Source organism: Pseudomonas sp. H9, assembly GCF_004353925.1.
Classification (GTDB): Bacteria; Pseudomonadota; Gammaproteobacteria; order Pseudomonadales; family Pseudomonadaceae; genus Aquipseudomonas.
In genome coordinates this window covers 145,106-166,984 of sequence record NZ_SMOK01000003.1, presented here as the reverse complement: position 1 = coordinate 166,984, position 21,879 = coordinate 145,106, and the positions used below count along the sequence as shown (strand labels likewise).

The following is a 21,879-nucleotide window of genomic DNA, read 5'->3' as shown; positions in this document are numbered from 1 at the left end:
GTCTACACCCGCTCGATGTTTTCGACCAGGGCGACGAGGCCGAGGTCTTCGACGACGTAGGCCTCGTTGGAGGACTGGTAGTCGGCGACGCGGTCGTATTCAGGCTCGTCCTTCAGGTGACGACGACGGGCGCTGTCCAGGTAATAGATAGACAGGTTGCTCAGCGTGGTAATGAACACACCACCCGCGATGAAGAACGGTGCATCTTCGATAGGCAGACCGCCGAGGCGAGCTTTGCTGACGATTTCGTCGGCGGCATTTTCCTCCTGGTTGGAAGCTGCACCTTTTTCTACTGCCTTGAGCTGTTTCTCGTGCAGCAATGCTCGGTCCACGATAACCACCAAGTCAGGACGTTTACGGTGCCAAGGGTCGAGCATCTCGACCGCATCGAAGACCAGGCCGTCGAGGGTCTTGTAATCGCCGGTAGCGCCGATGGTGACCTTGCCAGGCGTGGCACCCTCGTCCAGCACGCGCTCCGGTACCGCGATACGGATCTTCTGCAACCAGCCAACGTTGACGTCCTGCAGCAGAGGGTTGGTGGCCAGGTTGGTGTCGACAGCCACACTGGTGCCGTTGAAGCCGATCATGATCCGGTCAAGCCCTTGGCGTTCGGCGATCGACGCAGACAGACGTGGCTGAAAGTCCTTGAACTTAGCCCAGGTGTCGAGCTTGGCATAAGGGAAGGCGGTGTCGAAGTTGGTTTTCTTGCAGCTGTAGGTGTCTTTGCTCAGACCACTGACATCACGTGGCTGACGTGGATTGTTCGCACTGGTGTTGGTGCGGCCAGCGGTCGGGCCATTCACGCCTAGAAGGATCGCTTCCCCCTCGGCTTCATCGACGGGAATGATGTTGATTTTTTTCAGGAAGCCGCTGGACTCCTGAATGGCAGTTTCCAGCTTCTGTTGCGGCGTCGGCGCTACGGTGAACTTCACTTCCACCGAGTCGACGCCGTTGATTTTGGCCTGTTGGGCCAGGTAGCCGTTGAAGGCGATACGGGTTTCTTTACGCATGGTGCTCTCCGAACTGGGATTAGGCTGCGGCTTGGGGATCAGTAGTCAGCAAGGGCTTGTCCGTTGCCACCGGACAGTGGCGGACGGTGCGGCTGACTGAGGTCCTCGGTAGTGCCGAGGCGCTTGACCAGATCGGCGAACGAGGTTTCGAGTTTTTCGAACTTGGTTTGCAGGTCTTGGCGGGCTTTCTGCTCGGCAGCGAAGGCGATGGCTTGCTCGCTGCTGTGGGTGGCCAGGCTTTCGATCAGTTCGCCCAGGGCGGCGAAGCTGGCGGCGTCCTTGCCCTCTTTTTCCTTGCCCTTGCCGAGCAGCTCACCAACTTTGTCCTTCAGCGCTGCGAACATGCTGGGCGTGTCGGTGACTTCTTCGAATTCAAGAGGGGTTTCTTCCGCAACGGTGAACAGGTTGTCCTTGTCCTTTTTGCGGTTGGCAAAGGTGCCGTGTTGAGCACTAAAGGACAGTGCTTCAGTGCCGAGGCTGGCCGGTGTGTCGGTGATGGCGAGGCCGACCAGATAAGCCTTGCCGCTGTCGGCGAACTTTGGCTGTACCTCAATCGAGGTGTAAATCTTCTGACCGGCTTTGTTCAGGGCAAGCAGGGCGGCATTGGGCTCCAGCTGACCGAACAGGGCCAGCTTCTTCACGCCAGCAATCTCGACCTCTTCGGCTTTCAATGCCAACACGTCGCCGTAGGAGCCGAACTCACCCGCAGGCAAGTAACTCTTGATGTGCTCGCAGTTGATCCGCGCGCCGTAGGTGTTTGGGCTGTAGGTGCTGGCCATGTCCTCTATCCAGCTGCGCTCGATGGTGCGACCGTCAGTGGTGGCGCCTTCAACGGCGATGCGAGTCCATTTGGAGCGGTACTTCTTGGCTGGTGTGTCGGTTTTGCCGGCCATGCTGGGAGTCCTCATTGCGGTGGCGTTGTGCCTGGCGATGAGGGCATGGTCGGCATCGCGCGATGGCGCGGCAACGTGGGGGAGTTGTAGCGGAGTGGCCTACAGGGCCCGGTGATAGGGCCGCGCGCGCGCGAACGGCAGCATCTGCGGCATGAACGCTATCGTCGACCTACCCACCGATCACCGCCGCCATGCCAAGCACCTGTATTGGCAGGGCTACCGTGTGTGTGAGATCGCCGAGCTGATTGGCGAGAAGGAAAAGACCCTTCACAGCTGGAAGGCCCGCGACGAATGGGACCGGGCCACGCCGCTGGAGCGTATTCAGGCGGCCACTGAGGCCCGCTTGGTACAGCTTCTACTCAAGGACTCTAAGTCCGGTACGGACTTCAAGGAAATTGACCTGCTGGGCCGGCAACTGGAACGGCAGGCCCGGATTCAGCGTTACCAGGATGGCGGTACGGAGACTGACCTCAACCCCGAACTGGCCAAGCGAAACGCTGGGGAAAAGCGTAAACCCAAGCGCAACGATATCCCAGAGGAACACGTCGAGAAGTTGGTCGAGGCGTTTGTTGAGGGTTGTTTCGATTACCAGAAAGACTGGTACCGCGCGGGCAATCAACGTACCCGTGCCATCTTGAAGAGTCGGCAGATCGGAGCGACCTACTACTTCGCCCGGGAAGCCCTGATCGACGCGCTGACCACCGGGCGCAACCAGATTTTCCTGTCGGCCAGCAAGGCGCAGGCCCACATTTTCAAGGCCTACATCCAGGCATTCGCCCGCGAAACGGTTGGGGTTGAGCTAACCGGCGATCCGATCATCTTGCCGAACGGCGCCGAGATGCATTTCCTCGGCACCAACGCACGGACTGCCCAGGGTTATCACGGCAACTTCTACTTCGACGAATTCTTCTGGACCTTCAAGTTCAACGAGCTGAACAAAGTCGCCTCGGGCATGGCGATGCAGAAGCAATACCGCCGGACCTACTTTTCGACACCCAGTTCGATGGCGCACGAGGCGTACACCTTCTGGACGGGTGAGCGCTTCAACAAGGGCAAACCCTCCGCACAGCACCTGAAACTGGACGTCAGCCATAGTGCCCTTCAGCAGGGCAAGCTCTGCGACGACAGGATCTGGCGCCAGATCGTCACCATCCTGGACGCCGAGGAGCGGGGCTGCGACCTGTTCGACATTGATGAGCTGCGGCTTGAGTACGATGCCGCGGCATTCCAGAACCTATTGATGTGCCAGTTCGTTGACGACGGCGCGAGCATCTTCCCGCTGAACATGCTGCAGCCTTGCATGGTGGACAGCTGGTCGATCTGGGAGGACTACAAGCCGTTTACTGCCCGACCATTTGCCGAGCGTCAGGTGTGGGTCGGGTATGACCCGGCTGAGAGTGGAGACTCTGCCGGGCTGATTGTTGTGGCTCCGCCATTGGTACCGGGTGGCAAGTTTCGTGTGTTGGAGCGGCACCAGTTCCGTGGGATGGACTTCACCGCACAGGCCGAGACCATTCGGCAGGTCACGCGGCGTTACTGGGTCACCTACATCGGTATCGACACTACCGGGCTGGGCAGCGCCGTTGCGCAACTGGTACGCCAGTTCTTCCCGGCGCTGCGCACGTTTTCCTATAACCCCGAGGTTAAGACACGCCTGGTGATGAAGGCTTGGGACGTGATAAGCAAGAGGCGGCTGGAGTTCGACGCCGGCTGGACTGACCTGGTTCAGTCCCTGATGGCAATCCGTAAAACCGTCACCCCAGGTGGACGGCAGTTCACCTACACCGCCGGGCGCACCGACAACACCGGCCACGCCGATCTGGCGTGGGCACTCTTTCACGCACTGCACAACGAGCCGCTGGAGGGCCAGACCGTGGCTAACACCGGCATCATGGAGATCTATTGATGAACATTCCCCAGGAACTGGCCGCCGTGCCGCAATCCACCGAAGGTGAGCTTCTTGCGCAGACTGGCGGCGGGCAGTCGATGGCGTTCACTTTCGGCGATCCGGTACCGGTGCTCGATGGTCGGGAGATCCTCGACTACCTGGAGTGCTGGTCCAATGGCCGATGGTTTGAGCCGCCGGTTTCGCTGGACGGCCTGGCTAAGTCGTCGAAGGCAAGTGTTTACCTGCAGTCGGGTCTGATCTTCAAGCGCAACGCGTTGGCCCGCACGTTCATACCGCACCGGTTGCTGAGTCGGCAGGCCTTCGAGCAAATCGTCATGGACTGGGGCTGGTCGGGCAATCTCTACCTGGAGAAGCGCGACAACATGCTGCGTCAGGCGATCGGCCTGCAGCCTTGCCTGGCCAAGTACATACGGCGAGGTACTGACCTGGTCACCTACTACCAGGTGCGCGGCTGGAAGGACGAGCACGAATTTAAGGCAGGGAGCGTGTGCCACTTGCGTGTGGCGGATATCAACCAGGAGGTCTACGGCTTACCCGAGTGGCTCCCGGCCTTGCAGAGTGCCCTACTCAACGAGAGCGCCACGCTGTTTCGTCGTAAGTATTACCAGAACGGCAGTCATGCGGGCTTCATCATGTATATGACCGACGCAGCCCAGAATGAGGACTTCGTCAACGACCTACGCACGGCGATGAAGAACAGCAAGGGGCCAGGCAACTTCCGCAACCTGTTCATGTACGCACCTGGTGGCAAGAAGGATGGTCTGCAGTTGATCCCGATCAGTGAGGTGGCGGCGAAGGATGACTTCGGCGCGATCAAGAACATCAGCCGCGACGACCAGTTGGCCATGTTACGCATTCCACCTCAGTTGATGGGGGTAGTCCCGCAGAACGCCGGGGGATTTGGTTCGGTCCGTGAGGCTGCTCAGGTATGGGCGGTTAATGAGCTGGAACCAGAGCAAGCTAGACTGTCGCAGATCAACGATTGGTTGGGGGAGGAGGTGATGCGGTTCCGTCCGTATGAGGTTCCAGCGCAGGCGTGAAAATTCCTGCGCATCCAGATTGGGAAATATCGTCTATTTAATTTCAGCGTATTCAAGAGAGTAGGAGGCCGTGTGACGTTTCGCTTGGAATATTCTGGTATTGGGGAAGCTCATACGAGCTTGCGAAATTAATTGTGTCACGAACGTACTTTCTGCCCTGCAACCAATGTATATTGCAGGTAACTCGCAATTTGCGACAGGAATATAATCGTGATGACCCACTTGCTGAGAATCTGGGTACCAAACTCGCCATTCTTTTTCATAGTGCCAATCTTTACTTTTTTGGAGTACGTATCGTCTGTGAAGTAACGAGGTGTCGAGTGGCTTTATGGATATAAAATCATTTAACCACTCCTGTTCACTGAAGAAAGTTGGAGGATTAGAAACGTAATCTACTTTTTGGGCGATGGACAGGACATTGTCTTTTTCGGGAAGTGATAGAAACTCAAAGACTGCTCCCGTATGATTTTCTGCGTAGTGTGCCCACATCAATAGATTGTCTCTTTCTTCTGATACGCAGAATACACGCATTGCTGGTAAAGAGTTATCCCAATATTTACGGAAGTTTGCTTGTGTTTCCGTGATGATCGGAACTATGTCAGTGTCGAAGGATGGCTTTATCATATTGAGCCAGAAAGCCTTGTCAAAGCCGCAAGTTGGGAACTTTCTCCTTGCTATTAAGGCCATTTGTCCCCAAGGGTGTTCCTCATCAACCGGAGGAGGAACTGAGGCGCTCGCAAATCTCCCAATATGGTCAACAATTTTTTCAGCAAGCTCATCTAGCTTGAAGTCGAAGTGTAGGCCGGTTTGAATGTCGAATGGGTCGTTGAATGTTAAGGGGGACGAGTATCTGACTGTTTTGTTTTGAAGAATTGTTAGTGCGGTTTTGGGTGTTGTGTATTTAAATAGTGAGCGGCGCCCAGGGTGTATTTGGTTCATTTTGCTGGTGGTCCTTGGTCGTCGTTTTGGTATTTAACGAATATGTGCTTCGTATTCGTCAAATTTATCTTCTAATTCTTCGCAGTGATCGCATTTATCACCGTTCTCTATTTCGTGATCCTGAAGAATGGCCCCGCATGCACAGTATTTAACTTCGGGCTTAAAATCACACCAATGACAAATTCCGTGGTATGAATGATACAAAACAACAAAGCATCGTGCGCATTCCTCAACGATTGGGTCCGGATCAAATGGTGTTTCATGCAGTTCAGAAAATTTTTCCTGTATAAGCTCGATTAATGATGCTGAGTAGTGGCATGCCACGCATTCATAGCGAAAGTCTCGATCATCAGTAGAAACTTCATTTAATACATCGTCTGGGTGTGGAGCTAGAAGTTGTGATTCACAGTTTTCACATTTGCATTGTTTGAATATTTTTTTTGCGTTTTCGGAGAGTTGGATAGGCCTCCAAAGCTCTCTGATTTCTGACTTGTTGTTTTCAAAAAAACTATGGGTTTCAAGCATTGTATCCCAAGCATCACCTAGTAAAGCTCCTGGAGGTTCAGTCATTTCGTTCTTGATAAAATCGCGTAGTAACGGGAATAAGTCTGCGATGAATTTTTGAATTTCGCTTACTGGATGCTTTGGGTGAAGGTGCTCAAGATTGTTTCTGCAGTCTTTAAGTTTCTTTACTGCACCCCAGTCATGCCATATTTTTAAACTGATCAGTCTTGACTTTATGGTTTCGGTGTCGATGGTTGTATCATTATAGATGACGGGTTTCCACTCGATTTCCCCTTTTTCATTCAGTGTTGGGGTGATCTCTTTTGTCTTGTATATTAGTTCGGCTGCTTGTTCGGGGGTGCTGGCTAGAGAAGCAATTTTAAATTTAAACAGTATGAGTACGCCAGCAAATAAATTCCGAGCTGCTGAAATGCATCTAGTGGAGTTCTCAGGGGTTTCTGTGCTTAATTTGTAGTCTAGAACCCCTAATTTTATTGAGTCCACAGCGTGCTGCAGAATTTTATTTACTTCTACTGATGGTGTGCTTGAAGTTTTCATTGGAGTGTTTGGTTTTGTTGGGTGGTGATATTTTTAATAAGGACTATAGCTAAAGGTTAATTTTTCTAAGTCTTGTTGTAAGTTGAGTGTTCTGAGTTGCGCCAAGTTTATTTGGTGGTCAGCTCAAATATCCAGCACTTGATAATCTTTCCGGTTAGTCCACTGTGAATCGCATGGTTTTTGTGCAGGCAGCGAGGCAAATGGCTTTGCCACATCGCCTGGCGCAGAGCAGTGTCGAACAGCAGTGATTGACCATTTTCGCTGAGCAGGTGGGCTATCTCACGCAGATTGACCGCTAAGATGTTTGAGCGAGTGCTGTGGTTGTACTCCACTCCTTTGCCATCGAGAAAAGTCAAAGTCTCCCAAAAGGTCTTAAGAACGTCCGGTACGACGGGTGCGGTGCGACCTAAACTATCAATCTCCGGGGTAGGGAGGCCCAATGTATCGGATACTTCAGCCAGTTGCTGATGTATCAGCGTGCTTAGCACTGGGTCTCGGGCGCGATAGAGCTCTTTGCCTAAAGCGAGGCGAAGCCAGTGGTTAGCGATGCGGGTGGCTGCTGTCGTGCGGTTACCCAATTGATAACTGCCGGTCCTGCGCAAAGCTGGCAATACTTCATTGCATACCCACGACTCGAAGCATTGGGCTTCTTCTTTTCGGCTTTTGACTATCAGGCGGTAAAGGTTGCCTTCGTTAATGAAGGTCAGCTCTCGTCTCTGTCCGCTTGAGCTGAGGTCGCGTTTCGCTACCCCAGCCTCCCGACAATGCGCCTTGACTGAGTCAGTGTCATTTCGATAGCCGAGCACAGAACAGACATCTTTGGCGCAGAACCAATACTCGCCATCTGCTTCTGTCAACACGCGCACCGGCAGCGCTTCAAACTCAAATAGCACGGGTATGGTCATCTACGCGTTCCTTGCGAAATCTTGCCCTAGGTGGACTCTGTGTTGAGCAGTTTGCCCAGCCTGGCGACGGTCGGCAACTCGATATACACCTGGCGCGCGCACTCGTTCCCCCTCCACGCCTGCAGGCTAAATGTGTCGAATTTTCCGCACCCATTTTCATTCTGTCAGTCGTTCAAATACCCAGCATTTGATGGTATTTCCGGTTAGTCGGCTATGAACCGCGTGGTTTTTGTGCAGACAGCGGGGCGAGTGACTTTGCCACATGGCCTCGCGTAGGGCAGTGTCGAATCGAAGCGACTGGCCATTCTCTCTGAGTAAGTGGGTGAGCTCTCGCAAATTGACCGCCAGAACGTTGGAGCGGCTGGTATGGTTATAGTCCACTCCTTTGCCGTCGAGATAAGCCAAGGCCTCCCAGAAAGACTTGAGGATGTCCGGCGCGTCGGGCGCGGTGCGACCTAGACTGTCGATCTCTGGGGTAGGTAGGCCCAATGCATTGGACACATCAGCCAGTTGCTGATGAATGAGCATACGCAGCGCCGGGGCACGGGTGTGGTAGAGCTCTTTGCCTAAGGCTAGGCGAAGTCGGTGGTTAGCGATGCGGGCGGCGGCTGTCGATCGGTTTTCCAATTGGTAACTGCCGGTTTTGCGCAAAGCTGGCAATAGTTCATCACATACCCACGACTCGAATCGCTTGGCCTCTTCCTTCTTGCTCCTGATGATGAGTCGATAGAGATTACCCTCATCAATGAACTGCAGCTCCTGCTTACCTTGATCCGTGAGGGTGTATCGTTTCGATACACCTTTCTCGCGACAGTGGTCAGCAATTGACTGCCTTGAGTTGATGTAGCCCAGAACCGCGCAGACGTCCTTGGCGCAGAACCAATACTCCCCATCCTCTCCGGTCATAACTCGTACCGGCAGCGCTTCAAACTCAAACAGCACAGGTATGGTCATCAGCGAGTTCCTTACAAAGTCTTGTCCGTGATGGGGGTCTGCGCTGAGCAGTTTGCCCAGCCTGGCTGCGGCCGGCAACCCGATCTATACTTGGCGCGCGCACTCGTCCCCCCGCCACGCCCCCGGTCTAAATGTGTCGATTTTTCTTCACCCCTGCAGAGTATTGGTACAGGCCCAGCTCCGGCGCCACAGCGGTGTTTCAGGGATAGAGTTTCCCTGCAATTCCCTGCGACTAGACAGTTAATGAAGGGTAGGGGCAGCGCCTCCCAGCGATCTCAGCTGATATGCTTGAACCGCCTGGAACAGCGCCTCGGCCTCAAGACGTAGCTGCTCGACTTGTTTGGGAGGTAGCTGTCCTTTCGCTTCGTTGTACCGACGAAGCGCATCCACCGCTTGGTTCATTAGCGGTTCACCTTGATCCATTAGTTCTTGCAACTGCTTTCTGCTGATTCTGGCCATGAGACCTCCTTTTCTCGTTTTCGGATTATAGGTAGCGGACGGGATGGCCTTGGTCATTTTCAGGATGGCCATCAAAAAGGGGTAATTTTGGTCAGGGGGGGATTCCAACTATCCTCTAGGCCTTGAACTGCAAGGCTTTCAGCGATTACCGCGGAAGGTAATTTATGGTAATTGGCAAGGTAATTTTTTACTAAGCTGCTGATTTAAAAGGATTTTATTTTTAATGCCGTCTACCGTGTTTGAAGGTAAGTCGATTACCTTTCAATTACCCTAAAATTACCTTTTACAAAAACTCTCAACGTATTGATTAGTAAGGGTTTTATTGAGGATAAAAAATAAAATTACCAAAATTACCTCTTTTTGATGGGTCAACATGAAACGGCGTTCCCCCCTAAGAGAGCTGTCCTTCGAGGTGACGCACACAACCACGATGGGAACACTCTGGGAACAAAATCGCTGACAATCGCACTCTGGAGCCCGCGTAAATCAAGGCCTCCAGCCCGGAAGAGCGCTTTACGTTGAGTTCGAATCTCTACGCTTCCGCCACTTTCAAAACCCTGATTATTCAGGGCTTTTTGCATTCTAGGGGGCGCGAAAATTCACAGCCGCAAGCTGCCCCGAAAGCCATCGCTTGCACTCCGTTTGAATCACCTCCATGTCATCCCTCCCCACGACATGCCGGAACACAGCCAATCCACACAAAACCAACCCTCACCGCCGAACTTTAGCTCGCTGAGCACTAAGCCTGCTTATCTGATGGCTCACTTCAGGTTCCACCCGATGGCTGTGGTGGCTGTAAGGCCAGGAGATGATCGCGGTATCAACCGACGGGCTCGCAGGTGGAGCTGCAAGTTCTTCCAGGTGAAGGATGACATCGTTCGGCTTGAGTACCAGTATGTCGCTGTCCAATGTGTCCAGCAGCATTTCGGCGGTGTTGCCGATCAAGGCGCCGTTCAATCCGGTTCGGGCGACGCTGCCTACTACAGTGAGTGCTGCTTCTAGCTTGTGCACATGATACGGAATCAGCACTTCTGGAGGGCCTTCGACTATATGCAGGCGTTCGTCGCTGATATGAAACTCGGCTTGGAACCGTTTGCATTGGTCGCGATAGAACGCCTGGATGCTTTCCTTGAGTTGGAAAATGGGGTCGCTCGCTGACAGCATTGGGTAAGGATGGGCGCTCATCATGTGAAGCGTGCCGCCAGCCAGTTTGGCGATGTCATAGCCGTGGCTGACGATGCCTGAATGCAGGACGCGATGTTCAACATCACTGTTGCCGATGTCGACCGCAGCGAGAATGGTGCCGTCGGTCCAGGGTCTTTCGGTTTTCACCATGAGCACCGGGCTGGGGCAGTAGCGCAGTAGCTTCCAGTCCTCGGGGGTGAGAAACGCTTTTTTCACTGGGTTGTCGGTGAAGTGTTGTTTGATCACCAGGCCGCATTCTTTGGCTTGCTGAACGGTGATGATGGTTCTGTGTTCACTGCCATGCCAAGCCTGTTGTGTACTGACGCTATAGCCTTGTTGTTGCAGGGAAGTTTGCAGGTCGTGCAGGTAGGGGGAGTGATGATTGCCTTTGTTGCAGGCCAACAGATGCAGGTGTGATCGTGTGGCGCTGGCAATCATCTTGGCTCGGTGCAGGATCATTTCGCCGGGCTGTTGAGCATCCACTACGACTAACGTGTTGCGAATAGTGTGCATGAGCGTCTTCCTGTGCCTGAGTACAGTTTTTATCTGGCGGCAACACGGCGCTATAAGCCGCTGTATGTTCGAAAACGGCTGCTGAGCGTGCTCAATGTAAAAGGCGCATACTATGACGCTTGCTGTGGGTAATCTGTTTTACAGTTGGTCGGATCAATTAGTTGATTTTTAGCTAAAGAGAGGCGCTGTAAAAACGGTATTGGGTTTTATAAGGCACCTCTTCCTTTACACCGCGTTACTTAACGCTCTAAGGCGCAGGCCGAGCCATGCTTTCGACGGGCCGCATCGGCGGCCCTGATCTCACCTGCGGCTATTCCTTCGCCGAGGCTCGATCTGCCTGCGCAGCGCGGCGTAGTACCGCCAACGTCGCTGAGCGGGCTTCCACTTCATCCAGCACGGCCTCGACCAGCGCCAGGCTCATTTCCAGCGATTGCTCCGTCGCCCATAACAACCCGCGCGCCTCGGTATCGACCATGTCGCAGGCGTGGGCGGTGGTGTGATAGGCGCTTTTGAGCAAGACGCAGGCATGCACCAGGGCATCTTCGGAGGAGACACCTGTGCGCACGGCGAACAGGGGATCGTGACTGCCGTTGCAGGTGCCAAAGGTGGTGCTGGTTTGGGTGGTGGAGGGGGGTGGATCGGGGACTATCTTTGTCATGGTGCAGCTCCTTTTGCGGTGGAACTGCCAACCATCGCCGCGAAACGATTTGGGTGGCAGCTGTGCGCGGGTTCGCGGACCGAGGCAAAAGGAAACCCGGCAGACTCGAAAGTCTCCCACGCACAGCCGCCATTGCACAGAAAGCGGGCACAAAAAAAGCGCCTGCAATTGTGGTGGTGTGGCGCTGTAGCGCCTTTTGCCTTGCGGGCCGCGACGCCCGGTCACTGAATTGGCAGCGACTCAGGGAGGGTATCGAGGTTGGGGGCGGGTTTCAAGGGGCGTTGGCCTTGGAGCATTGTGGCAGCCTGTAGGGCGGGCGTTGAATAGGGATGTTATGCTTCGCCGCGAAGCGGACAGGGAGAGTTTCAATGGGGCTGTGGGAAACAGTCAGCGCGTTTGGCTCACGAATAGCGGTGACGAAAACACGCGTTGCATCATTCGCAGGGCTCGCGATTTGGATAGTTTTCCTGCGGTACGCAGAGCCATCTGTGTCATTGGTTATGTATTCCGTGCCGTTCGCAATAGCGCTGATTGCCATGGGGCCACTGGAGCTAATTCCAGATGATTGGCGCAGGCTAAATTACTTCGTCAATGCACTGGCCACTGGCTTTTTCTTTGTCAGCATCATGTTCGCGGTGGTGGCAATTGCTTTTGAACTTCCTTTGAGCAAGGACGAAGGATCGATCTTCTGCCTTGTCTCCTGGGCTCTTCAGTTGATTGCTTTCCATCGCGCGCTCCCATGGATAAAACGGTCGCCTTTTCACCGATTAAGCGAGATTCGATCGGGGTATAGCCCCCCGGAGGATCAGCAAAAAGCTAAGTAGGATTGAGGTTTGATTCAGGCCAATCCTTGGGGGAAGGCAGCAGGCAGTTGCGGCGTTGTCTGCTGTGGGCTTCGCTATTGCTAATGGCTTTCTACATACCTGCGCCGCCCTCCGTGGCCGCATGCGAATGTAGTTTTTGGGGGGTAACCAGCTGTTGGCTTTGATTCATTAATTCTTCTGCTATACCCGAAGTAGAAGCTTAATGAGGGGCAGAAAGATGCGCATATTGGCTCTGCTATGTTTGTGCTCGTTCGTTTCTGGTTGCGCCTACTACATGACTCCGCGACCTCCCATCATGGAAAGAAAAATGGGAGCACCTTTCTCAGAGTCAACCGGAGTTTTAGCGACCGCTGCGGACTACAGGGTTGTGTATGTTCAGATCAAACCGGGCTCGCCTATTTGCCCTGAGCCGTCCCCTGATGTGGCTGGTCAGTTCGCATCGTCATTAGCAGCAGCGATGAAGTCCGGCCCCATTGAGAGCCCAGTCAGCGCTAAGCTTCAAACAGAATTGGCCGTTTCAATGAAGCAGCTCTTCAGGCGCACGCAAGGTGTTCAGTTTCACCGTGATGGACTTTCAGATCTCTGTATTGATCGGTTCAATGGCTTCATTTCGCCCCAAGAGTATGTCCAACAGAAGCGCGAACTTCGGGAAAAAGCGTTTGAGCTGATCAAAGCTGAGCTGCAATATATTAACGGTGCCTCTTATGACACTTCACCTCCGCCATCGGTACCGTCAGCTACGGTCGGTGAGGGTGAGGGGAGCGCCGCGAGTCAATGAGATTTGGGCGTAGGTTGATATGTTGTTGGCTTCGGTCGTGCCGGACGCGGTTGGAAATTCGCTTCAAGGCCTGTCGATCCAGCGCGGAAAGTCGATTCCGTTTTCTTCGTTAGAGAAGAACAAATAAAGCTTCGACGGGCCGCATCGGCGGCCCTGATCTCACCTGCGGCTATTCCTTCGCCGAGGCTCGATCTGCCACCGACTGCCACCAAGCAAGGAATGGTGACGGACTGCGCAAAGTTGGCGGACCGGTACGAAGGCCCCGGCACTTCCGAAGAAGTCCATACGCAGCCCGCCATAAAGCATCTTCGCGGGCACAAAAAAAGCGCCTGCGAAGGTGAGCATGGGGCGCTTTGCGCCTTCGTCTCGGGCCGCCAAGCCCGAGTCGCTGAATGTGCAGCGACCCACGGAGGTTAACGAGGTTATGGATGGGTTTCAAGGGGCACTGGCCTTGGAAAATTGCGGCATCAGTGGTGGGAGCGGGCTTGCCCCGCGATGGGCAGCAACATCAATACAACAGCAATGGCTATGGATCAGATCGCGGGGCAAGCCCGCTCCCACCGGGACTGCACAGATTCTCTGGTGCAAGACGGTATCTTCCACCCCGACCAAAACAAGAGCATTAGCTAGTCTTTTAGCAGTGTCGAGCAATACTTCTGTGTACAGGCGGGCGTGTTAGGGGGCACGGGCCGCGAGGAGGTGTCAGGTGAACAAGCTATCCATTGTGGGTGCCGGTATCGTGGGTGAAGCGACTGCTCAGATCATCGCCCGGGATGAGTTCTGTCGTGAGTTGATGCTGATCGATGTGCAGGGTGATTTGGCCAAGGGCAAGGCGCTGGACGTTTGGCAGGCCGCCGTTGAGTCTGGGTCTGATACCCGGGTGTACGGTGGGTCCGACGGCCAATTGCTGCAAGACTCTGACCTGGTGGTGATTACCGCGGGTGTGCCGCGCAAGCCGGGCCAGTCGCGGCAGGATGTACTGAGTATCAACCTACCGATTCTCGACGGCATCATGGCCGATATTAACCGTTATGCGCCGGCGGCGACGGTGCTGGTGGTGTCGAACCCGGTCGACGTGCTGACGTACCGGGCCTGGTCGCTGAGCAAACTGGGGCGCAACCGGGTGTTCGGGCAGGCAGGGGTGCTGGATACCGCGCGCATGAAGTGTTTTATCGCCGAGGAGACCGGGTTTTCTGCTCGGGATATCACCGCGCTGGTGCTGGGTGGGCACGGCGATAGCATGGTGCCGCTGATGCGTTACTGTGCGGTCGGTTCGGTGCCGCTGTCTCACTTTCTGTCCAATGAGCAAATCGAACGGATTGTCGAGCGTACCCGCAAGGGTGGCGGCGAGATTCTGGGTTTGAAGAAGCTGGGGAGCGCCTGCGATGCACCGGGCGTGGCCATTGCGCAGATGGTGGATGCCATTGCCAACCGCCGAAACCGCATTTTGCCGGCGGTCGCGATTCTTGAGGGCGAGTATGGGCGAACCGATATGGCCATGGGTGTCCCCTGTGTGCTGGCAGAGGGGGGGATTGCACGGGTGATCGAGTTGCCTCTGGATGCGCAGGAACAGGCGATGTTCGACAGCTCGGCAGATCAGGTGGTGCGCGATATCGCCGAAATGAAAGCGTTGTGAACAGGCGACGGTGGGAGCGGGCTTGCCCCGCGATAGTCAGTGGCATCGACTCGGCAGTCATGGCTATCAGCTCAATCGCGGGGCAAGCCCGCTCCCACCGGTCGGTAATGTCCAGCTAGAGTTTAGGTAGTAGAGAGGGTGTGACTGTCTCGGCGCTGATTACCAAGGACGATGCTCTCATTGCTGTTCACATCTGCCGAGTCTTGCCTATGAATGCAGCGCAATTCTTGTCCCGCTTTCGTTTCTGGAAAAACACGCTCGCAGTCGGCTCCACTGAGCCATTCGATCTGCTGCATTGGTTCTCGATCATCAGTTTTCTCATCATTGGTGTGGTGGCCCTTGGTTTGGGCACGCTGTCGACCCGCTTTTTGATGAATGAAAGCCTTGAGCGTGATGCGTTGTTGTCGGCCCAGTTCATTCAGGCCGTGGCCATTGGTGAAATTCGTCATCACGATCTTTCAGGCATGCAGATGGGGACTGTGCTGACCCCATCCGTATTCGGCATGCTCACCGAAGAGACAGTGCGTAACCGCGTGCGGGCACGCTCTGAGTTTCTCGATCACCTTGCGCACTTGCCAGACATTTTACTGGCGACCATTTATTCACCCGACAAGGTGGTGCTGTGGTCAACCAACCCCGCCCTGGTCGGGCGCAAGGTTGAAGGTGATGAGGCACTGGATAAGGCCTTCAAAACCCAAGGGCGGGTCTCGGCGCGATATAACGAGGTTCAGGCCGGGCGGGTCGAGCAACAGTTCCTGCATCCGCCGCAAGAGTTCTTTATTGAAAATTACATTCCACTGACTGACGAGCAGGGCAATGCGCTGGCGATGGTGGAAATCTACAAAGAGCCGGTCGACCTGATCGAGCGGGTTAATCGCGGCTTTCGGTTGATCTGGGTGGCGACCGCACTGGGTGGCCTGGCCATTTATTTCGGGCTGTTCTGGTTGGTGTGGCGAGCGTCGAAGCTGTTGAACTCTCAGCAGGATCAGTTGGTAGCCAACAAGACCTACGGTGGCCTGGTCGAAATGTCGACCGCGGTGGCACATAGCATGCGTAACCCGTTGGCCAGCATCCGTAGCAGCGCTGAGCTGGCGCAGAGTGTCGAGGGGCAGCCTGCCGCACGGAATATTGCCGATATCATCAGCCAGGTCGATCGCATGTCGATCTGGGTAAGGGACTTGCTGATGTGCTTGCGGCCGCTGCGCGGGGAGTCAGAGCCGGTTGATCTGATCGGCGCGGTGCAAGTCACCTTGAGCGCGTTCAAGCAGCAGTTGGCCTACTCGAAAATCAATGTGGAGGTGGATGCCGGGCCTGCCCCCTTAGTGGTCAGCCACCACTTGTTGCTCGCGCAGGTGCTCAACAGTGTGATTGCGAACGCCATCGAGGCGATGCCGGAGGGCGGTCGGCTAGCGATTGGCACCCACCTGTCTGACGATGGTCAGCAGCTGTTCCTGACGGTAAACGACACCGGCAAAGGCCTGACCCGGCAACAGGAGATGCTGGCCTTCAAGTCGATTTACACCACCCGCTCAGGCGGCTTGGGGATCGGCTTGATCATGGTCAGGCAGATCATGGAACGCTTCGGCGGGGCGGTGAGCTTAAGCAGCCGCGAGCAGGAAGGTACGCGTGTTTGTCTGTGTTTCAGCGTTAGCCACTGACAGCATGAAGCTGCGCCCATCTCATTGACGGGATGGGCGCAGCTTCATACTGGGGGTTATTGAAGGCTAAACCGCCACTTCATCCTTCCACCGTGACGGGGCTCCCTCTGGCTCCGGCAGGGCTGCTGCTTCTGTAAGCCGGGCTTCAGCCTCGATGTCTTGCGCGCTGCGATGACGGTAATCACGGTACAACCAACGCGCAAATCCAACCGCCATCACCACCAGCAAAAAGAAGAACGGAATCGAGGTGAGGATCACTGAGGTTTTCACCGTCTTCAACGACAGGTGGTTGGCGATCATGGTCAGTGGCACCAAGGCCAGCATCACGCACCAGAACAGGCGCAGAAACGGTGACGGGTCACGGCCTTCCGGCAGGTTGCGGGTGGTGGCAGCAGCTACGGTGTAGGCCGAGGCATCGACGTGGGAGGCGAGGAAAATCACCATCACGAACAGGTAGAAGGCAGTGGCCAGCGCCGACAGCGGAAAGCCGTTCAACAGTTGCGTAATCGCCACCTCGCCACCCTGGCTGGCGACCACTGCAGGGACATCGAGAATGCCACGGAGCAACTGGTCGATGCCATAGCCGCTGAGGCTGCCGAAGATCGCCCAGCAACTGACGCTACCGCCGAGCAACAGCGCGGCAGACACTTCTTTCAAGGTGCGGCCACGGGACACGCGGGCTACGAAGATCGACACCGCCGGGGTGTAGGAGATGGCCCAGAACCAGTAGAACACCGTCCAGTTGCGGGTGAATTCACCGTCGCCGGCGGGGTCGGTGAACAGGCTCATGTGCAGGAAGTTGGAGAACATCAGGCCAACGCCGTTCACCGTATTCTTGACGATGAACCCCGTCGGCCCCACCACCAGCACCGCCAAGGCGCAGAACAGCGCGCCCCAGCAAACCATGCTGGCCAGGCGCTGCATGCCGCCTTCCAGGCCGATGTAAGAACTCAAGGAAAAGATGCTGGTGATCAGCAGCACGATGCCTGCCTGCATGACAAAGGTGTTGGGCAGGCCGGTGAGGTTGGAGAGGGCGTTGGAGAAGGTCTGGGTGGTCACCACCATGGTGACGGTCAGGCCGCCGAAGGTGCCAATCAGGAAGATGATGTCGATCAACCGCCCGAACGGGCCGCCGGCCTTGATGCCGGTGATCGCTTCGATGATGCCGGCCAGGCTCAGTTTGGTGTGCTTGCGCACATGGTAGTAGTAGGCCATGGCCATGCCGCCGACCGCGTAACAGGCCCAGGTGCCGAAGCCCCAGTGGAAGAAGGCATAGGCGATGCTCATGTCCAATGCTTCGGGGCTGCGCGCCGGAATGTTCAGGCCTGGGGTGTTGTAGTAATAGGCCCACTCTACCAAGCCCCAGTACAGGGTCGCGGAACTTAGCCCGGCGCAGATGAACATGAAGATCCACGGCAGCGTTTTGAACTGCGGCTTACCGTCACCCAGGCGAATGTTGCCGTACTTGCTGAAGATGATGAACAGTGAACCGGCGACGAAGGCGAGGAAGATCACCAGCACCGGGGCGACCAGTAGATCGGTGGCACTCTGGAACAACTGACTGGCGACTTGCTCGGAGCGTGCCGGAAAGGCTGCCAGGGCAAACACGGTGAGGAAGATGGACACCACGCTGACCACAATCAGCAAGTAATCCTTGCTGGTGCGGACTGTTTGAGCCTCCGGCAGGGCCGGATTCGCTGGGGTGGATATTTTCATGGGATACCTTTCTATTACTGGCTGTATTGGTTTTGTTGTTTTGCCCGGTTCCGGGGGCAGGAGCGCCCGCTGGAACCGCTATAGAAGTGCGTGAAGGGGTATCAGGTGGCTCACGAGCACCAATCGCTGATCAATCGCCGATACACGCGCACGGCTTCGTCGATACGGGCGATTTCACAGTACTCGTCGGTCTGGTGCGCCATCTCCGGTGTACCGGGCCCAAGAATCACGATGGGCACACCAGGGTGGGCGTGCTGTAGCGCGCAGGCGTCGGTGAAGTAGCTGGCGCCTCTGGGTTCGGGGCGGACTCCGGTTTCCTCTTGGGTGATGCGATACACCGTTGCTATCCACGGGTCGGCGCTGTCGGTGAACACCGCAGGCAGGTCGAGCACCGCCTGTGCCGCGCAGATGTCAGGCTGCAACGCGGCGAGCAAGGTTTCGCGAGTGTCGTCGTGCGACATGCCGGGCAGGCTGCGGATATCCACGCACAGCTCGGCCAGGTCCGGCACGACATTGATGCTGCTACCGGCGTGCAAGGTGCCTGCACTGATGCTGGTGCCGCCCAACACCGGGTGGCGTGGCGCGGGTACCTGGTAGTGCTCAATCATGGTCAGTGCACGTGCGGCTTTGTACAGCGCATTGTCGCCGCGCTCGGGCATCGAGCCGTGGGCGCTTTTGCCGCGTGCTTCAAGCTTGAGCCACAGGGCGCCCTTGTGGCCGATCAGCGGGTAGTTGGCGGTCATCTCACCGACAATGATTGCACCGGCGTGGTACTGGTTGACGCCGTCTCGTAGCAGCGCTGCGGCACCCTGGCAGCCGGTTTCTTCGCTGGCGGTCAGCACCAGCACAACGCCGGGGCTGTCGGCGATCAGCTGGCGTTCCTGCAGTGCCGCGGTGATGAACGTGGCGACCCCGGCTTTCATGTCGCTGCTGCCGCGGCCAAACAGGCGACCGTCGTGAATTTCGCCGGCGAACGGGTCGACTGACCACGTCGTCTTGCCAAGTGGCACGGTGTCCAAGTGCCCGGTGAAACACAGTGGCCGCCCCTGGCCGTTGCCCAGATAGGCCACCAGGCTGGCGCGGCCGGGCGCCAGCTCATGCAAGGTGGTGGTGAAGCCCGCATCGGCCAGCAGCCCGGCCAGAAACTCGGCACACGGTTGTTCATTACCCGGTGGGTTGGTGGTGTCGAACCGCAACAGTTGGCGGGTCAGCTCGAGTGCTTCATCGAATGGGTTCATACCGACCTCGAATCAAGGTCAACGGCAACCGCATCCACTTGCAGCGATGCGTTCCCCGGCAAACCGCTCACCCTGACCACGGTGAACGGCGGCAAGGCGTCGCCACACAACACCTGCAGTGCCTGGCTAAACAACGAGGTGGCACGTTCCGGCTCGCCATTGGCCTCGTTTCCAGCAATCAGTACATGCAGGTGGGCGAGGGCTTCGGGGCCGGCGCCAATGCTGCGCAACTGCTCGGCAATGCGCCGCAGCACTTCGCTGCAGGCGTGTTCAAGCGTTGTCGAGGTTACGCTTTGCCCGGCCACCTGGATGTTTGAATCGTCACGTTGGACTTGCACACCGGCCGTCCAGTTGTGATTGCCCGCTTTGGCCAGCACCGTTTGTTGGGCAACGCCGACCTGGGCGGTGGCGTCGATCTCCAGCAGCAATCCCTCATAGAGCAGGTTGACGCCAAAGGCGGTGACCGGTGGCAGCGGTTCGCCGCAGGTCGCTCGCACCACGTCGAGAATGTCTTGCAGGCGCGCTTCGGCGGCATTGCTGTCGCCTTCGTGCAGGTAGCAGATTTTCAACTGGGTCAGGTCGCTGAAGGTGGCGCCACCGTCAAGCAAGACATGGCGGATGTGCTCCAGCACGTTGGCGGTTTGCCCGGCCAGATCACCCAGGCTGATCGCCTTGCCTGCCCGATCGGCGGACACCTGGCCACCGACCCAGATCTGGCTGCCGGATCGCCAGCCTTGTGACAACGGCACCGGAATGCTCCAGTCCCAGCTCTTGACCGGCATGATCCGTTGCCGCTGCGCGCAGGGCACAGCCAGTGCTTCGGCTTCCAGTTGGATCATGGCGCCACGGCAGCCCATACCCTGTACGCGCACCGCCGTGGCAGCGGGGCCAGGGTCGGGGAAGTACTGCAGGCGAACCCGGGTCATTTTTTCCCAGTACACCGTGGCTTCGGCTTCTTCACCCTCGAAGACGTAATAGGTATTGAGGCGAACCAAGTCGGCCAGTTGCAGGCCGGCTGCCTCCAGGGCTGCTTTCAGGTTGGCAAACACCGCATGGGTCTGGGCTTCGATATCGCCTGCACCGATCAAGGTGCCGGTGGCATCGAGCGGCAGAACACCACCGACGAACACCTGTTCGCCAAGACGTCGGTAGCGGAAGGGTTGCAGGGGCACTAACGGGGAGAGCGGCATCACGGTGGTGAGGTCGGACATGGCATTGCTCCCGTTGCCCGGCCGGGGCCCACAGAGCAGGGCGGGGCGGCAGGGCAAGCATCAGGTTGGCTTGATTGTCTCGCCCTAGACTCTAGTGAAGCCGATACTTCGGAAGAATAGCCGGTTCGTGAAGTTGACTTCGGCAAATCCCGAAGCAAGTTCAGCCTCCCGGTTCGCTCAACCCTGCGCGGCGGTGCAGTCGAGCACTTGCTGATGGAAAGCCACGACCGTGCGCGGTGGGCTGACACCGCGATGGCGGATGATGTCGAAGCTCAGTTGCGGGGCATATTGCTCGGGGCACAGCCTGCGCAGTTCGCCCTTGTCGACCCAAGGCTGTGCGTAGTGCAGCGGCAAAAAGCCGATGTACTGACCGGAGACAATCATCATCGCCCGCGCCTCGACGTTATCGACACTGCCCGCCGCTCGTTCTGCCTGCAATTGGTCGAGGTCGAAGCGGCCGAGGAAGGTGCGCGCCGCGACCCTGGCCTGGCTCAGCAACTGCGGGGTGATGCTAGCGTCATCCTGTTCGAACAGTGGATTGCTGCGCGAGCAGAACAGGCCGTGGGTTTCTTTGTACAACGGTGTGTAATCCAGCCCTGGCAGGCGCGAAGGAAACGGCCCGACAGCCAGGTGCAAGCGGCCATCCATCACCCGTTGTTCGAGGGCGCTAGGAGTATCGATATGGATTTGCAGATGAACCTGTGGCGCCAGCTCGCCAAAGCGGCGAATGGCCAGGGTCAGCGGGCTGCCGGGGTCGGTGAGGGTGGCGTCGATCACCCCGATGCGCAAGATGCCACTCAACTGCTGACGCAGGGTGGCGGCTTCCATCGAGAAAGTCTCGACCGCTGCCAGCATGCGCTGCGCGGCTTCGTACAGCACTGCGCCTTCGTCAGTCAGGCGAAAGCCCGAACGGCCACGGTCGCACAACCTGACGCCGAGGCGGGTTTCCAGCAGGCTCATCTGCTCACTGATCACCGAAACGCTGGTATTGAGCGCCGACTGGGCCGCGGAAAAGCCGCCACACTGCACAACCGTTTCGAAGATCCGCAATGACTTCAGATCGGCATCCTGTATGCGCATCAATGTTGCTCCTGATTGCTGCTAGGCTCTGTACGAAAAGCCTTGATACTCGGTGATGCTGCGTTGAAAACAGCCTCGGAATGCTCATTTACAACCCGTAAACTCCGCTTCCTCGGCTGTTTTCGCCTTGCCTGACCTTCGTCTCAAAACTTTTCGTACAGAGCCTAGGCCGCCAGCATGGCCGCGTTGTTATTTACCATGACCCGCTGCC

General features: G+C 56.6%; 19 protein-coding genes. 6 read left to right on the top strand and 13 right to left on the bottom strand.

What is annotated here, in order from left to right; genetic code table 11:
• Nucleotides 1-2: 2 nt before the first annotated feature.
• Together E1573_RS01600 and E1573_RS01595 are read right to left on the bottom strand one after the other, a co-directional pair.
• Nucleotides 3-1,010, bottom strand: coding sequence for a phage major capsid protein, P2 family (locus E1573_RS01600; RefSeq protein WP_133209990.1), 1,008 nt, complete (start codon nt 1,008-1,010; stop codon nt 3-5).
• 38 nt (nt 1,011-1,048) lie between these two features.
• Nucleotides 1,049-1,903 carry a GPO family capsid scaffolding protein gene (locus tag E1573_RS01595; RefSeq protein ID WP_133209987.1) on the bottom strand — a complete coding sequence of 285 codons (855 nt, stop codon included), beginning with the start codon at nt 1,901-1,903 and terminating at the stop codon, nt 1,049-1,051.
• Nucleotides 1,904-2,054: 151 nt separating this feature from the next.
• On the opposite strand from E1573_RS01595, the gene E1573_RS01590 reads away from it, so the two are divergent.
• Together E1573_RS01590 and E1573_RS01585 are read left to right on the top strand one after the other, a co-directional pair.
• Nucleotides 2,055-3,809, top strand: a complete 1,755-nt coding sequence (locus tag E1573_RS01590; RefSeq protein WP_133209984.1) for a terminase ATPase subunit family protein — start codon at nt 2,055-2,057, stop codon at nt 3,807-3,809.
• Nucleotides 3,809-4,852 (top strand): phage portal protein, encoded by a 1,044-nt coding sequence (locus tag E1573_RS01585; RefSeq protein WP_133209982.1) that lies wholly within the window; start codon nt 3,809-3,811, stop codon nt 4,850-4,852. The genes E1573_RS01590 and E1573_RS01585 overlap by 1 nt, the downstream gene beginning before the upstream one ends.
• Nucleotides 4,853-4,885: 33 nt before the next feature.
• On the opposite strand, the gene E1573_RS01580 is transcribed toward E1573_RS01585, so the two are convergent.
• From E1573_RS01580 to E1573_RS01550, 7 genes are all read right to left on the bottom strand, one after another.
• Complete coding sequence (locus E1573_RS01580) at nt 4,886-5,791, bottom strand: DUF2971 domain-containing protein (protein WP_133209979.1); 906 nt, start codon at nt 5,789-5,791, stop codon at nt 4,886-4,888.
• A gap of 33 nt (nt 5,792-5,824) precedes the next feature.
• Entirely contained in the window at nt 5,825-6,853 is a 1,029-nt protein-coding gene (locus E1573_RS01575) for a hypothetical protein (RefSeq protein WP_133209976.1), read from the bottom strand.
• A gap of 107 nt (nt 6,854-6,960) precedes the next feature.
• Nucleotides 6,961-7,758: a BRO family protein gene (locus E1573_RS01570; protein ID WP_133209973.1), complete on the bottom strand. Its 798-nt coding sequence runs from the start codon at nt 7,756-7,758 to the stop codon at nt 6,961-6,963.
• A 156-nt stretch (nt 7,759-7,914) separates the two neighbouring features.
• Nucleotides 7,915-8,712 (bottom strand): BRO family protein, encoded by a 798-nt coding sequence (locus E1573_RS01565; RefSeq protein ID WP_133209970.1) that lies wholly within the window; start codon nt 8,710-8,712, stop codon nt 7,915-7,917.
• 240 nt (nt 8,713-8,952) lie between these two features.
• Nucleotides 8,953-9,171, bottom strand: coding sequence for a hypothetical protein (locus E1573_RS01560; protein WP_133209967.1), 219 nt, complete (start codon nt 9,169-9,171; stop codon nt 8,953-8,955).
• Nucleotides 9,172-9,882: 711 nt separating this feature from the next.
• Nucleotides 9,883-10,869: a universal stress protein gene (locus E1573_RS01555; protein WP_133209964.1), complete on the bottom strand. Its 987-nt coding sequence runs from the start codon at nt 10,867-10,869 to the stop codon at nt 9,883-9,885.
• Between the two features lie 310 nt (nt 10,870-11,179).
• Nucleotides 11,180-11,527: a DUF6124 family protein gene (locus tag E1573_RS01550; RefSeq protein ID WP_133209962.1), complete on the bottom strand. Its 348-nt coding sequence runs from the start codon at nt 11,525-11,527 to the stop codon at nt 11,180-11,182.
• Between the two features lie 368 nt (nt 11,528-11,895).
• Between E1573_RS01550 and E1573_RS01545 the strand changes: the two genes are divergently transcribed.
• From E1573_RS01545 to E1573_RS01530, 4 genes are all read left to right on the top strand, one after another.
• Nucleotides 11,896-12,351, top strand: a complete 456-nt coding sequence (locus E1573_RS01545) for a hypothetical protein (protein WP_133209959.1) — start codon at nt 11,896-11,898, stop codon at nt 12,349-12,351.
• A gap of 307 nt (nt 12,352-12,658) precedes the next feature.
• Nucleotides 12,659-13,129 carry a hypothetical protein gene (locus tag E1573_RS01540; RefSeq protein ID WP_133209956.1) on the top strand — a complete coding sequence of 157 codons (471 nt, stop codon included), beginning with the start codon at nt 12,659-12,661 and terminating at the stop codon, nt 13,127-13,129.
• 706 nt (nt 13,130-13,835) lie between these two features.
• Nucleotides 13,836-14,765 carry a malate dehydrogenase gene (locus tag E1573_RS01535; protein ID WP_133209953.1) on the top strand — a complete coding sequence of 310 codons (930 nt, stop codon included), beginning with the start codon at nt 13,836-13,838 and terminating at the stop codon, nt 14,763-14,765.
• A 227-nt stretch (nt 14,766-14,992) separates the two neighbouring features.
• Nucleotides 14,993-16,423: a HAMP domain-containing sensor histidine kinase gene (locus tag E1573_RS01530; RefSeq protein WP_256659455.1), complete on the top strand. Its 1,431-nt coding sequence runs from the start codon at nt 14,993-14,995 to the stop codon at nt 16,421-16,423.
• A 66-nt stretch (nt 16,424-16,489) separates the two neighbouring features.
• Here the strand turns inward: E1573_RS01530 and E1573_RS01525 are convergent, their stop codons facing one another.
• From E1573_RS01525 to E1573_RS01510, 4 genes are all read right to left on the bottom strand, one after another.
• Complete coding sequence (locus E1573_RS01525) at nt 16,490-18,139, bottom strand: BCCT family transporter (RefSeq protein ID WP_133209948.1); 1,650 nt, start codon at nt 18,137-18,139, stop codon at nt 16,490-16,492.
• Nucleotides 18,140-18,249: 110 nt separating this feature from the next.
• Nucleotides 18,250-19,377 carry a M20 family metallopeptidase gene (locus tag E1573_RS01520; RefSeq protein ID WP_133209945.1) on the bottom strand — a complete coding sequence of 376 codons (1,128 nt, stop codon included), beginning with the start codon at nt 19,375-19,377 and terminating at the stop codon, nt 18,250-18,252.
• Entirely contained in the window at nt 19,374-20,588 is a 1,215-nt protein-coding gene (locus tag E1573_RS01515) for a RidA family protein (protein ID WP_133209942.1), read from the bottom strand. The genes E1573_RS01520 and E1573_RS01515 overlap by 4 nt, the downstream gene beginning before the upstream one ends.
• Before the next feature lie 177 nt (nt 20,589-20,765).
• Nucleotides 20,766-21,668, bottom strand: coding sequence for a LysR family transcriptional regulator (locus tag E1573_RS01510; RefSeq protein ID WP_133209939.1), 903 nt, complete (start codon nt 21,666-21,668; stop codon nt 20,766-20,768).
• Between the last annotated feature and the right edge of the window lie 211 nt (nt 21,669-21,879).

Bases quoted from the DNA above. Each gene is read 5' to 3' on its own strand.
- E1573_RS01600 (WP_133209990.1), bottom strand. From the start codon at position 1,010: ATGCGTAAAGAAACCCGTATCGCCTTCAACGGCTACCTGGCCCAACAG.
- E1573_RS01595 (WP_133209987.1), bottom strand. From the start codon at position 1,903: ATGGCCGGCAAAACCGACACACCAGCCAAGAAGTACCGCTCCAAATGG.
- E1573_RS01590 (WP_133209984.1), top strand. From the start codon at position 2,055: ATGAACGCTATCGTCGACCTACCCACCGATCACCGCCGCCATGCCAAG.
- E1573_RS01585 (WP_133209982.1), top strand. From the start codon at position 3,809: ATGAACATTCCCCAGGAACTGGCCGCCGTGCCGCAATCCACCGAAGGT.
- E1573_RS01580 (WP_133209979.1), bottom strand. From the start codon at position 5,791: ATGAACCAAATACACCCTGGGCGCCGCTCACTATTTAAATACACAACA.
- E1573_RS01575 (WP_133209976.1), bottom strand. From the start codon at position 6,853: ATGAAAACTTCAAGCACACCATCAGTAGAAGTAAATAAAATTCTGCAG.
- E1573_RS01570 (WP_133209973.1), bottom strand. From the start codon at position 7,758: ATGACCATACCCGTGCTATTTGAGTTTGAAGCGCTGCCGGTGCGCGTG.
- E1573_RS01565 (WP_133209970.1), bottom strand. From the start codon at position 8,712: ATGACCATACCTGTGCTGTTTGAGTTTGAAGCGCTGCCGGTACGAGTT.
- E1573_RS01560 (WP_133209967.1), bottom strand. From the start codon at position 9,171: ATGGCCAGAATCAGCAGAAAGCAGTTGCAAGAACTAATGGATCAAGGT.
- E1573_RS01555 (WP_133209964.1), bottom strand. From the start codon at position 10,869: ATGCACACTATTCGCAACACGTTAGTCGTAGTGGATGCTCAACAGCCC.
- E1573_RS01550 (WP_133209962.1), bottom strand. From the start codon at position 11,527: ATGACAAAGATAGTCCCCGATCCACCCCCCTCCACCACCCAAACCAGC.
- E1573_RS01545 (WP_133209959.1), top strand. From the start codon at position 11,896: ATGGGGCTGTGGGAAACAGTCAGCGCGTTTGGCTCACGAATAGCGGTG.
- E1573_RS01540 (WP_133209956.1), top strand. From the start codon at position 12,659: ATGGGAGCACCTTTCTCAGAGTCAACCGGAGTTTTAGCGACCGCTGCG.
- E1573_RS01525 (WP_133209948.1), bottom strand. From the start codon at position 18,139: ATGAAAATATCCACCCCAGCGAATCCGGCCCTGCCGGAGGCTCAAACA.
- E1573_RS01520 (WP_133209945.1), bottom strand. From the start codon at position 19,377: ATGAACCCATTCGATGAAGCACTCGAGCTGACCCGCCAACTGTTGCGG.
- E1573_RS01515 (WP_133209942.1), bottom strand. From the start codon at position 20,588: ATGTCCGACCTCACCACCGTGATGCCGCTCTCCCCGTTAGTGCCCCTG.
- E1573_RS01510 (WP_133209939.1), bottom strand. From the start codon at position 21,668: ATGCGCATACAGGATGCCGATCTGAAGTCATTGCGGATCTTCGAAACG.